The following is a 12,358-nucleotide window of genomic DNA, read 5'->3' as shown; positions in this document are numbered from 1 at the left end:
GACGTAAAAAAACCCGCATCGCTGCGGGTTTTTCTTTGAGGGGCGCGCCTCGCGACGCGCCCCCTCCATGTATTTCCAACAAGGCCGCTTAGAGCGACCCCGCTGAATTTACATGTCCATGCCCATGCCGCCCATGCCGCCGGGCATACCGCCAGGCATCGGAGCATCTTCCTTCGGCAGTTCGGTAACGGCTGCGTCGGTCGTCAGCAGCAGGCCTGCCACCGATGCCGCGTTTTGCAGCGCGGTGCGCGTGACCTTCGTCGGGTCCACGACGCCGTCTTCGACCAGGTCGACGTATTGGCCAGTGGCTGCGTTGTAGCCGAAGTTGCCCTTGCCTGCTGCAACTGCCGCCACCACAACGCTGGCTTCTTCGCCACCGTTGATCACGATCTGACGCAGCGGCTCTTCCATCGCGCGCAGCACGATCTTGATGCCGGCGTCTTGGTCGGCGTTCGCGCCCTTCAGGCCGACGACTGCCGAGCGAGCGCGGATCAGCGCAACGCCGCCGCCTGCCACGATGCCTTCCTCAACGGCTGCGCGCGTGGCGTGCAGTGCGTCTTCGACACGTGCCTTCTTTTCCTTCATTTCGACTTCGGTCGCAGCGCCGACCTTGATCACTGCCACACCGCCGGCCAGCTTGGCCACGCGCTCTTGCAGCTTTTCACGGTCGTAGTCCGACGTCGCTTCTTCGATTTGCGTGCGAACTTGCTTCACGCGCGCTTCGATGTTCTTCGCTTCGCCAGCGCCGTCGATGATCGTCGTGTTTTCCTTGCCCACTTCGATGCGCTTCGCTTGGCCCAGTTCAGCCAGCGTTGCCTTCTCGAGCGTGAGACCGGTTTCTTCGGCGATCACTTGGCCGCCCGTCAGGATCGCGATGTCTTCGAGCATCGCCTTGCGACGATCGCCGAAGCCCGGAGCCTTGACCGCAACGGTCTTCAGGATGCCGCGGATGTTGTTGACCACGAGCGTAGCCAGCGCTTCGCCTTCGACGTCTTCTGCGATGATCAGCAGCGGGCGTCCTGCCTTCGCGACTTGCTCGAGCACCGGCAGCAGATCACGGATGTTCGAAACCTTCTTGTCGTGCAGCAGCACGAACGGGTTTTCGAGCACGGCGACTTGCTTTTCCGGGTTGTTGATGAAGTACGGCGACAGGTAGCCGCGGTCGAATTGCATGCCTTCGACGACGTCCAGCTCGTCCGACAGCGACTTGCCGTCTTCGACCGTGATCACGCCTTCCTTGCCGACCTTGTCCATTGCTTCAGCGATGCGATCGCCGATCGACGTGTCGCTGTTCGCCGAGATCGCGCCGACTTGTGCGATTTCCTTGTTGGTCGTGCAGGGCTTGCTGATCTTGCGCAGCTCTTCGATCGCTGCGCCGACGGCCTTGTCGATGCCGCGCTTCAGGTCCATCGGGTTCATGCCCGATGCAACGTACTTCATGCCTTCGCGAACGATCGATTGTGCGAGGACCGTAGCGGTCGTCGTACCGTCGCCGGCGTTGTCGCTGGTCTTGGAAGCGACTTCCTTGACCATTTGCGCGCCCATGTTCTGGAGCTTGTCTTTCAGCTCGATTTCCTTCGCGACCGACACACCGTCCTTGGTGACGGTCGGGCCGCCGAAGCTGCGCTCGAGCACCACGTTGCGGCCCTTCGGACCCAGCGTGACCTTCACAGCGTTGGCGAGGATGTTCACACCCTCGACCATCTTGGCACGAGCGGAATCGCCGAATACGACGTCTTTAGCTGCCATCTTCTAACTCCTTGAAATCTTTGAGAATACGAACCGAGGCAAGTTACTTCTGGACAACTGCCATGATGTCTTCTTCGCGCATCACGAGCAGTTCGTTGCCGTCGACCTTGACGGTCTGGCCAGCGTACTTGCCGAACAGGACGCGATCGCCAACCTTCACGTCGAGGGCGATTTGCGCGCCCTTGTCATCGCGCTTGCCCGGGCCGACGGCGAGCACTTCGCCTTGATCCGGCTTTTCGGCAGCTGCGTCAGGGATCACGATGCCCGATGCGGTCTTGGTTTCTTGATCCAAACGCTTCACGATGACGCGATCGTGCAAAGGACGAAGGTTCATACACACTCCTCTCTTGATTGAGACTGAAGAACGCTGAGTAAGCCCGCCGGGCAGAATGCCAAGCGGAGATCTTGTTAGCACTCACGTGCAGCGAGTGCTAATTATATGGATGGGTTTTGACAAATTCAAGGCGGGAGACGCGGCGCCGTTAACTATTGTCGAGATTCACTTAACTTTGAACTTTGTTCACTTAATCTTGAACCCGCCACTCGCATCGGGATGCCCCGACATGAAAACTTCCTCATAAAAACAATGACTTAGGATATGGAGCCCTGTCGTGCACTGCCGCACGTGGAGTACGACATCGAGTCCTTTCTGGAAGCGCCGCCCCGCAAATCTTGGTGGCCAACGTTCACTCTCGGGTAAACCCCCGGGGCAGATCACACTCCTCGGTCACGCTCGCGGAACTCGAAAACATGACGCGGCCGGCGCTGCCATCCTAATCGCCCTCCGTGATCAGCTTTTCAGACTGCAGGATCTATGTCGTAGAAATTATCCCCTCAGACAAATTCACCTGAAGGCACTACCATGCTGCTCGACGGGATCCCATCTGCGGCACGTCGATCCCGCATGGCATGTGGAGATCTCCGCGTTCCCATGCGCTCATGAGCGAACGCGCAGTCAGCTACCAAGAACGAAAGAGCTGGTTGAGGGGGGCAGACAATGGCATCACCGAATCGATTAGAGCGCGGCTCAGAATGGCGGCAATGGGACCTGCATGTTCACACGCCGGCATCCTTTCACTGGCAAGGAGCCAAATTTGACGCCGATCCAAACTCCGCGAACAATCGGTCGCTCGTCGACGAGATGATCGTCGCCATGAATGCGGCGGAGCCGGCGGTCTTTGCGTTGATGGACTACTGGACCTTTGACGGCTGGTTCGCGTTAAAGCGTCGACTTAAGGAGGCCGGGGCGCCGCAGCTTCACAAGAAGGTCTTTCCGGGGATCGAACTGCGCCTCATGGCGCCGATGAAGACACCAAACGGACGCCTCAACGCCCACGTCCTGTTTTCAGATGAAATCCCGGATCAGATGCTTCACGATTTCAAGGCTGCTCTTCGTGTCGCCATCATCGACCGCCCTCTCTCGAACGACGCACTAGTCTCGCTGGCCCGCAACTTGTCAGAAGATATTCTGAAGGTCCACGCCTTCAAGAAGATCGAAATGGCAGACGAGGCCAACGCGTTCTACGCGGGAGCTGCGATGGCAGAAATTACTGTGGAGAGCTACCGCGATGCAATTGAACAAGTGGAGGACGGATTGGCGATTGGCTTCATGCCGTACGACACGAGCGACGGCTTGGCCGAAGTCAAATGGCAAGATCACTACGCCTACTTCATCGGGCTCTTTAAGTCATCCCCGATCTTCGAGTCTCGCGACCCGCATCTTCGTAGCTGTTTCGTCGGGGAGAAGACCGACAAAAACAAGGCCTTTTTGAAGAAATTCCAAGAAGGTCTCGGCAATGTTCCCCGCCTCGTTGTTTCTGGCAGTGATGCGCACTGTTTCGTTGGCGTCAAAGGCGACAACGACAGGCGCGGATATGGCGACTTTCCATCCACCAAGATAACCTGGATAAAAGCTGACCCGACCTTTCAGGGCCTCCAACAGGCCATTTGGGAACCGGCTAAACGTTCTTTCATTGGTCAGCGTCCACCGAAACAACTCGAAATCGAGGCGAACAAGACGTTCTTCATCGATAGAGTGTCGGTCAGAAAGCAGGTGTTGACGGCCCCGGGCTCGTGGCTCGACGGCACCGACTTGCCGCTCAACCCCGATCTCGTCGCCATCATCGGCAACAAGGGAAGCGGCAAGAGCGCACTCGCCGATGTGGTTGCCCTCCTTGGAAACTCCCGCCAGAAGCTCCACTTTTCGTTCTTACAGAAGAACCGCTTCCGTGGTAAGTCAGGTGATCCTGCGAAGAACTTCGTGGGAAAGCTGACATGGCTAGACTCGACGGAAGAAACCCGTAACCTGAACGACGATCCGCCGGCTGACAAGGTGGAAATGGTCCGCTACATCCCGCAAGGCCACTTCGAAGAACTCTGCAACGCCCACGTAAGCGGCAGTTCGAATGCGTTCGAAAGGGAGCTTCGCGCCGTCATTTTCTCTCACGCCGGTGAAGCCATTCGACTCGGCGCGCTCGACTTCGATCAACTGATCGACCAACAGGAGAGCGGCTTTCGTATCCAGTTGAACGATTTTCGGAAGGACCTCCACCGGATCAACCAGGAGATCAGCGCCTTCGAAGAGCAGCTTCAGCCAGACGTTAAGAGTGCGTTACAAGAAGCCCTCCTTGTCAAGACTCGTCAGATCGAAGAGCTCAACAAGATCAAGCCGACCGCTCTGGCGAAGCCGGCAGCCGAACTGACGTCCGAACAGCAAGACGCAGCGACGCAGCTCGAGTCCATTGCCGTCAAGGTCAAAGCGCTCGAAGAGGCCGCTGCAGCGAACAGCGGTCGCGAGCTAGCGCTGGCCGGAAAACTCAAGGCCATCCAAAACGTTCGCGAACGACTCCGTGTCCTGCAGCGTGCTCACAAGCAATTCGTCGACGATACCACCAAGGATCTCGGCGTCCTCGGTTTGGCGCCGGAACAACTGGTCACCTTCACGGTGAACACGCAAGCGTTGGAGGAAATCGAGCGTTCGATTCCAGATGAACTGACAAAGCTCAAGACCGATACCGACGCAACCGTAGAACAAAGGGGCAAGCTGGCGACTGATCAGACTGCTCTAAACGCAAAGCTGAATGCGCCTCAATTGGCTTATCAGCAAAACCTCCAAGCCCTTGAAACCTGGAACGCGAAGCTTACTGCGCTGACCGGAGCACCTGATGCTCCCGACTCGCTACTTGGTCTACAAGCACGCATCAAGCAACTTGACGAGCTACCTGCACGCCTCGACGAACACCGCGCATTGCGACACAAACTAACTGGCGAAATTTTTGACGTTCTTGACGCGCAACGGAGGGCTCGTGAAGACCTGTTCAAACCTGTCCAAGATCTGATTCATGGCAATAACCTGATTCGCGAGGAATACAAGCTTCAATTTCAGGCCACGCTCGGCGGATCGGCCGATGTGATCGCCGCCGCACTGTTTGACCTTATCAAGCAAAACACCGGCGAGTTCCGGGGAGCCGATGAAGGCTACGCGGTCGTTCGTGCTCTGACGGACAAATACGATTTCAACAAGCGTGTCGATATCCAAGGCTTTGTCTCCGAACTGAATACGAAAGTCGCGGCGGCCGCTGCTGGGAGCAAGTCAGCCATTGGCGTCGCGTCACTGTTACGGAAAGACAAAACTGCGACGGACGTCTACGACCTTCTCTTCGGACTCTCGTTCCTGGAACCGCGCTACTCATTGTTATTTCAGGACACGCAGATTGAACAGCTTTCACCTGGGCAGCGCGGTGCCCTACTGTTGATTTTTTATCTCTTGGTCGATAAGGGACGCAACCCGATCATTCTCGACCAGCCCGAGGAGAATCTCGACAACGAGACAGTGGTAAGTCTGCTCGTACCCGTCCTCACCGAGGCCAAGAAGCGGCGGCAAATAATCATGGTCACGCACAACCCAAATCTCGCCGTCGTCTGCGATGCAGAGCAAGTTATCTGGTCCAGCTTTGATCGCAAGAAGGGTTCCGCCATATCCTATGTAGCCGGAGCGATCGAGAATCCCGCGATCAATGGGCATGTGGTGAATGTGCTTGAAGGGACGATGCCTGCCTTCAATAATCGCCGGACTAAGTACCACATTGTCACCTGATAGACTGAACGACGAGGGCCGCCGCTAGCGCTGCCAATTCCGCTGCTTACGAACCGGTGTTCACCGTTCTTAAAGGGGTTGTTCATCGACGCGCACGGCTCTAGGATTCGAAATTCCTCCAGAGGAATCATATTCGGCACTCCAGATGAAGCCGAAGGTAAGCTCCGGAAGCTGAATGGTCTCCCAATGACCATATTGTTGAAAATCGGCTAAGGAAGCCAAGGTCAATATTGCATCTTGAGTTGGCGGGGAGAATTGACGATTGGCGAGCACTCGTGATATCTCGGCTAAGGCATTTGTCGGAGTTTCGCCATTCGGCTCTGAACCAGAGATGGAGAGCGCAGGAAGCGGTACGTCGCCACCAAGGGAGGCACCGATGGGAGGCATGGGGATCGCAGGGAATTCACGCACCCATTTTCGCCCAAGGCGCTCGCACGTGAATAAACTTGCGAATTCGAGCCGCGAAGCTGCCTTTCGGATAAAGACCGGTAGCGAAAGCCACTGTTGACCAATCCGAACATCTTCCATGACCTGAGTACGTGAGTCGTCGATACAAGCGGGGCTCGCTCTCTGCGCTATGGCGATGGTTGATGCTCCATGTTCGATTTCGCCGACATAGGCACTCGAGGAAACGTCCGCGCAGCAAAGTAAAATGATTCCGCTGTGCAAAAGCCGTCCACCATGGTTATACGCAAAACAGCAAGTCGTCGCAGTCATTTCCCATCATGGCGCTCACTTGGATATGGAACAAAAAGTCGATCAAGAAAAAACGACGGTACAAGAGAGGTTCTTCACTGAAGATCGGATGCGCGAAGTTCTCCGACAACAGCGCGAGTATCGACGTCAAAGGCGCATTGAAAGATTCGCAGAACTTAACCCGCTGGCTTGATTCTTTGGCGAGTTTCCTGACGGCGAAATATATAGATTCAACCCACACGCACGTCGATCGACGCGCCAGCAAGTGCACTATTACTGGCTACGCAGAGTCACTGGCTGGACATCACTGGCCCGACTCAAAACGACAACCGGCGTTCGCTTTGCCGCCGCAGCGGGCCTGATCAGTTCCGTTTTTCAGGCAGCTCCCATGCTGCACAATAGCAACTCGAAAGGCACGCCATTCGTGTGGCTGCTGATGGCTGGTCTGGGTTATCTGGCCGCGGTGGCTTGGTTTGAGTTGTCGTGCCCCGCTCTCTTGAAGCAAGCGATCGCTCCTCGTTCAGACATTCTTGGCCAGCATGGGCGCCGTTGGCTACGCGCGCTAGTCGAAGACGAACTGAGACGTTGGTGGATTAAGCGCGAGTGGAAGCCACGCATAGAGCACCTCGATCTGACCAAAATCGGCGATCAGACGATAGCCGGAATTATGTCCGGGTACGGGACACCGGCATTTGCGGGCTTCGGTGCTTATGCATGCGCGCATATCGAGTTGGCATTCCATGAATTTTCCAAGGCACAGAAAATTAAGATTTGGAGATGCCCGCGAAGTCAAAGTAGCGGGTTAGAGGAGTTCGGACCGACATATGGCTATGAAGGACAGCGTCCGTGGGTAGATCGACTGCGTATTCGAAATCCCGAATCAACTGAGCTTGAACGATCAGAGGCGTCGGCTTGCGACCTAGTTATTGAATGGTCGAAAGCACCTGTAGAGATATCAGAGCGCCTGCCGAAGAGGCGTGACCTGGAGCTTTCACAAGAGGTAGAAGGGCTGCACCACTTGTTCGAAACGGACCAAGAAGCGGCCACCTTTACCCAGATCATTGCATATTGGCAAGACACCATGCGGCCTTGGCGGCGCTTAGCACTTCTGGGGTTATATGCCGCGAGCATCTCGTTCTTTTCAATCTTTGTCTTTTCACAAATCGACTCCACTCTGCAAAGTGGTGCAGCTAGCAGAATCGAAATTCAGTCGAACAGCCTCCAGAACACTGCGAAAGCTTTGAAAATATAGGTTAGGCTTTGACTCGCTCCCTTCAGAAGGGCCAACCGACTTCTAGCAACGTCCTTTTAAGCCAGCTCCGAGAACGCAGCAGGAGACGTGCTGCTGTTGCCCGATACATCAGCTAGAATTAGAGGTTCATGCCGTGAGGCAAAGCAGGTTCTCAGAGAATTGAACATTAAATGCCGAACGCTAATAGTAAAGATAGTAAGGACACACAGCCACGTAAAACCATCCCTGACGACACGGTTGCGGATCTATTGGTATCGACGCGTCGCCGCTGCTGTTTGTGCTTTTTTCTCAAAGGTGACGAGACACAAAAGAAAGTGCAAATAGCACATATAAATAGAAAGCGAGACGACAACAGAAGCGAAAACCTTGTCCCGCTTTGTCTCGATCATCACGACGACTATGATTCAAGTACAAGTCAGTCCAAGGGTTTTACGGAAGAGGAAGCACGCCGATACAAGAAAATGTTGATCGACAGGTTTGCGACAACACCGGACGCGTCTGTCGCTGTCGTTGTCGAGCACCGAGAGCTGCCGAACTTTGGAAACGATCTTTTTTATGGATACGGCGTACTGTTTTCTGAAGTATCGCGAATACTGTTTGAAATCGACCCTATTTGCATAAATTTTGGAGAAAATTTTGACGAGTACGATACCGAAGCTCACGACATAGTTGCCCGTCTTCAGGCGGGCATCGATAGCTCAGACGTCGGCGAAATATGCCGCGCTGTATTTCAGCGTTGGTTCAGCCCTGAAATGGCTGGCGAGTTTAAAGATTACAACTTGCTGGGTGAAAAGATCGAAGATGTGTGGAACAGGTTCAAAAAGCGATATTGGGTGTACGCCCCTGTTGAATCAAAATAGGCGAGTCCCACGACCCGGGGGAATGCGCTTTCCCGGTTCCAGGGCAAACACGCAATCCGCCACAGCGTCCCACCACCAGCTAATAACCCTTTGAGCGTGGCGATGGGCGACGTACTAGTCGGCGCACACCGAAAGTTCAAACTTAAACGCACCAAACTCAAGATAGTTCAAAGTTAAGCGAATCAGCAATTCAAGCTTGGCTGAGCGACTCACGCCAAAAACCCCATGGTAGCGTCATGCTAAGTTCAAACTTAAAGACATCTCGACAGTTAGCTATTGTCGAGATTCACTTAACTTTGAACTTTGCTCACTCAAGTTTGAACTCGCCACCCCCTAACAGCGCCCTTTCGATCCGCAAATTCCCTCAAAGAAACAATGCCTTATCACTGAAATGCAGCAACGACTGGATCCTTCGGCAACGGAGTGGATATGACGAACTCTGTGCGCCTCTAGACGGCCGCGCGAGCCCCGCGTCGAGCCTAGGGAAATCCCGCAGACCGCGCGCAAATATTTAGGGGAAGATCGAAAGGATGTAGTCAGGGCAGCAAGACAAGTGAATCCAACGCCGAGCCTACGTTCGCAGGCGGCGCAAATGGTTTGCCTCCCGCCTCTGTCTCTCGATGTTTTTGAGGTCGGGATCGCGGGCACGCTCGTTCCGCTACGCAACAAACCAGAGGCACGGTCTGATCAGCGGTCCGGCAACGAATGCTTAAGTGATGGAGAGTCACTCTTCTCCAGTTATCTCCAGCAACACGCAACGTAGTACTAAGCGAGATGGCGAGCGAAGAACGTTCGAATGCGGTCTCGCGCGTCAGCGGCGGCCCGGTCCTTGTAACTCGCCCCTATGACGACGCCGAGCACCCCGATCAGGCCTGTGTAATTGTCCAGGAAGGAATGCCCTGCGTCCGAGTATTCCTTGACGTCATGCTCGATCCTGTTCCGCTCGAGTGCGCCTTTCAGCCGCGCCGCCGCGCCCTTCAGCGTCCAGTCGCGGCCACCGTAGCTCGCGACCACCGGACAGGCGCCGCCCATGATCGCATCGATGTCGTTCGGAAGCGGGCCGTAGTTCGGGGCGCTTGCTGAAAAGCCGTGGCCGGCCGCAAGAAGGATCGCAAACTTGCCGGTCACGCAAAAGCCGATAACTCCGGTCTTGCCAGTGCAATCCTGGCGGCGTTCCAACCACTGCCGCACAGCTTCGACGTCGTCGAACGCCGCTCCCTTGCGCGTAGACAGATCCATCATCAGGGCACGGATGCAACGGAAGCGGCTGCCCCAGGAGAACAGGTCCGGCGCCACCGCGAGATATCCTTCCTTGGCCAGCCAATCGGCATGGTTACGCGTCACGTCGGTCAGGCCGAAAATATCATGAAGCACAATGACGCCAGGCCAAGGCCCTTCGCCTTGCGGCGTGGCCAGATAGCTTTTGAGCGGGTGATGCGGAGTCGGGATCGAGATCTCCGTCATATCGTCTCTCATACGCCTAAACACCTTTTCTATTTGGCCGCCAGGTGTTTGGATTGAGCGGGGTAGCGGTCCCCTGTGATTGCTCCCGGTGCAAACGTCCGATCGAGCTCGTCGAGATCTTCCTTGGTAAGCGTCACATCGAAAGCCCTGAGATTTTCCGCCACACGTTCAGGACGACTCATTCCGACCAGCGGCACGATGTCTTCACCCCTCGACATCACCCACGCTATTGCCAATTGCGTCGTCGTACAGTTTTTCTCATTCGCCATGCGCTCGAGGAGCGAAACCTTTTCTAGATTCTTTGGAAGGTTCTGCTTGTCGAATTTTGGAAACTGGCGACGAAAGTCGTTTGCCGGGAGGTCATTGGTCACTGAACCAGTCAGAAGCCCTTGACCGACCACCCCATAAGCGACCAGCCCGATGCCAAGCTCCCTGACGGTAGGCAGGATTTCCTCCTCGATGAAACGCGTTCCAAGGGAATACTCGATTTCAAGAGCGGTCACAGGATGCACCTTGTGGGCACGCCGAATATTTTCAGCGCCTGTTTCGGACAAACCCAGGTATCGCACTTTCCCTTCCTTGATAAGGTCGGCAATAGCCCCAACCGTTTCCTCAATCGGCACGTTCGGGTCGATGCGAGCAGGCTGGTAAATGTCGATGACATCGACGCCGAGTCGCTGAAGCGAATAGGCCGCGAAGTTCTTCACAGCGTTCGGCCGAGTATCAATGCCCAACATTTGCCCGGAGGGGGAACGAAGGGCGCCAAATTTCACGCTAATAAGCGCTTGGTCCCTCCGACCTTCAATCGCTTTACCGACGAGCAGCTCGTTGTGTCCCATTCCGTAAAAGTCGCCGGTGTTCAAGAAATTGATTCCTGAGTCCAAGGCAGCTTGAATGGTAGCGATACCCTCCGCGTCGGTGCTTGTCTTCGGGCCCGCAAAACTCGACATCCGCATGCAGCCGAGGCCCATCGCGGAAACACGGGGACCATTTTTACCAAGCGTTCTCATTTCCATAGCTATCTTCCTTTCCGATTCGCAGACTGGCTCGCCGCTACGTTATAGGTTGTGGTGTTTCAAGCCGGATTGGTTTCCGATACTTCCGCGTTTGCGGGTTGTCACCTCAGGGAGCGGCGGGGTAGTCGATATACCCCTGCGGTCCACCTTGGTAGTAAGTCTCCGCGGATGAGGATGCGAGCGGCAGGCCCTCGCGAAGGCGTCGCACGAGATCGGGATTGCCGATGAACGGTTTGGCGAAGGAGACCAGATCGGCTTGCTTGTCTTCGATCGCCGTATTGGCGGAGGCGCCATCAAAGCCGAAGTTCGCAATCAAGGTGCCGTTGAAGCGGGCGCGGTAGTAGCCGATCGTGTCTTGCAAGGCGGCGATGGGCGTGCCCGACAAGTTGTCCAGCGCTCTGCCGACCTGAAGGTGAGAGAGCGGAAGTTCATTGAGACGGTCAACAAGGTAGTCGTAGGTTTCGATCGTCTTGTCGGTCAGTCCGAAGCCACCCATTGCGAGCGCCGGGCTGATCTTGATGCCGACACGCCCTGCTCCCCAGACCGCGATGAGCGCGTCGAGAACCTCCAGGACGATCCGCGTTCGGTTCTCCGCACTGCCACCATAAGCGTCTTCGCGGATATTCAGCGCGCTGTTGAGGAATTCCGGCAGGAGATACGTGGTTGCGGCATGCAGTTCCACGCCATCGAAGCCGGCCTCCCGGGCATTTCTCGCAGCCGTCCCATAGTCGGCGATGGTCGAGCCGATTTCTTCAAGCGACATGGCGCGCGGCGTCACCGTATCCTTGAACCCTCCAGGGGTGAATGCTTTCAGGCGTGGGTTAACAGCGGACGGGGCGACGGGTAGCTCGCCGTCGAAAAAGTCGGGATGCGAGATCGCCCCGGCATGAGCAAGCTGCGCGAATATTGTCCCGCCTTCGGAATGCACGGCCGAGGTGACGGCCCGCCAGCCCTCGATCTGCCGTTCGGTAAAGAGGCCGGGAGCGTTGATGAATCCGATTGCTCGAGGGCTGATCCAGGTGCCTTCGGTGAAGATGAGGCCAGCGGCCGCTCGCTGTCGATAGTATTCGACATGAAGTTCTGTGGGCGCGAGTTCGGCATTGCGCGCCCGGCCGCGCGTCATGGACGCCATCACCACACGGTTTTTGAGTTGAAGTTCGCCGAGCGCGTAGGGCGTGAAGAGAATCGCTTGGTTAGAAGAGGTCATGGCCGACACATTTCGGGG

General features: G+C 56.0%; 9 protein-coding genes. 3 read left to right on the top strand and 6 right to left on the bottom strand.

Annotated features, from left to right (window positions below; all coding sequences use genetic code 11):
- Nucleotides 1–108 precede the first annotated feature (108 nt).
- On the bottom strand, nt 109–1,749 hold the full coding sequence (gene groL / locus AAHK20_RS08415; protein ID WP_449181007.1) for a chaperonin GroEL: 1,641 nt from the start codon (nt 1,747–1,749) through the stop codon (nt 109–111).
- A 43-nt stretch (nt 1,750–1,792) separates the two neighbouring features.
- On the bottom strand, nt 1,793–2,083 hold the full coding sequence (groES, locus tag AAHK20_RS08410) for a co-chaperone GroES (RefSeq protein WP_137333599.1): 291 nt from the start codon (nt 2,081–2,083) through the stop codon (nt 1,793–1,795).
- A gap of 663 nt (nt 2,084–2,746) precedes the next feature.
- Here groES and AAHK20_RS08405 point away from each other — a divergent pair.
- Nucleotides 2,747–5,845, top strand: a complete 3,099-nt coding sequence (locus AAHK20_RS08405) for a TrlF family AAA-like ATPase (protein WP_449181006.1) — start codon at nt 2,747–2,749, stop codon at nt 5,843–5,845.
- 69 nt (nt 5,846–5,914) lie between these two features.
- On the opposite strand, the gene AAHK20_RS08400 is transcribed toward AAHK20_RS08405, so the two are convergent.
- Entirely contained in the window at nt 5,915–6,562 is a 648-nt protein-coding gene (locus AAHK20_RS08400; protein ID WP_449181005.1) for a hypothetical protein, read from the bottom strand.
- A 244-nt stretch (nt 6,563–6,806) separates the two neighbouring features.
- Between AAHK20_RS08400 and AAHK20_RS08395 the strand changes: the two genes are divergently transcribed.
- Together AAHK20_RS08395 and AAHK20_RS08390 are read left to right on the top strand one after the other, a co-directional pair.
- Nucleotides 6,807–7,793, top strand: a complete 987-nt coding sequence (locus AAHK20_RS08395) for a hypothetical protein (RefSeq protein ID WP_449181004.1) — start codon at nt 6,807–6,809, stop codon at nt 7,791–7,793.
- Between the two features lie 170 nt (nt 7,794–7,963).
- Nucleotides 7,964–8,653 carry a hypothetical protein gene (locus AAHK20_RS08390; protein WP_449181003.1) on the top strand — a complete coding sequence of 230 codons (690 nt, stop codon included), beginning with the start codon at nt 7,964–7,966 and terminating at the stop codon, nt 8,651–8,653.
- A 765-nt stretch (nt 8,654–9,418) separates the two neighbouring features.
- Here AAHK20_RS08390 and AAHK20_RS08385 read toward each other — a convergent pair.
- The 3 genes from AAHK20_RS08385 to AAHK20_RS08375 all read right to left on the bottom strand — a co-directional run bounded on the left by AAHK20_RS08385 (nt 9,419) and on the right by AAHK20_RS08375 (nt 12,340).
- Complete coding sequence (locus AAHK20_RS08385) at nt 9,419–10,117, bottom strand: dienelactone hydrolase family protein (RefSeq protein WP_449181002.1); 699 nt, start codon at nt 10,115–10,117, stop codon at nt 9,419–9,421.
- Nucleotides 10,118–10,146: 29 nt separating this feature from the next.
- Complete coding sequence (locus tag AAHK20_RS08380) at nt 10,147–11,133, bottom strand: aldo/keto reductase (RefSeq protein WP_449181001.1); 987 nt, start codon at nt 11,131–11,133, stop codon at nt 10,147–10,149.
- Nucleotides 11,134–11,239: 106 nt separating this feature from the next.
- Complete coding sequence (locus AAHK20_RS08375) at nt 11,240–12,340, bottom strand: alkene reductase (protein WP_449181000.1); 1,101 nt, start codon at nt 12,338–12,340, stop codon at nt 11,240–11,242.
- Nucleotides 12,341–12,358 lie beyond the last annotated feature (18 nt).

The organism is Trinickia camelliae (assembly GCF_053525655.1).
The sequence above is the reverse complement of the archived record's forward strand: the minus strand, read 5'-3'. Positions and strand labels throughout refer to the sequence as shown.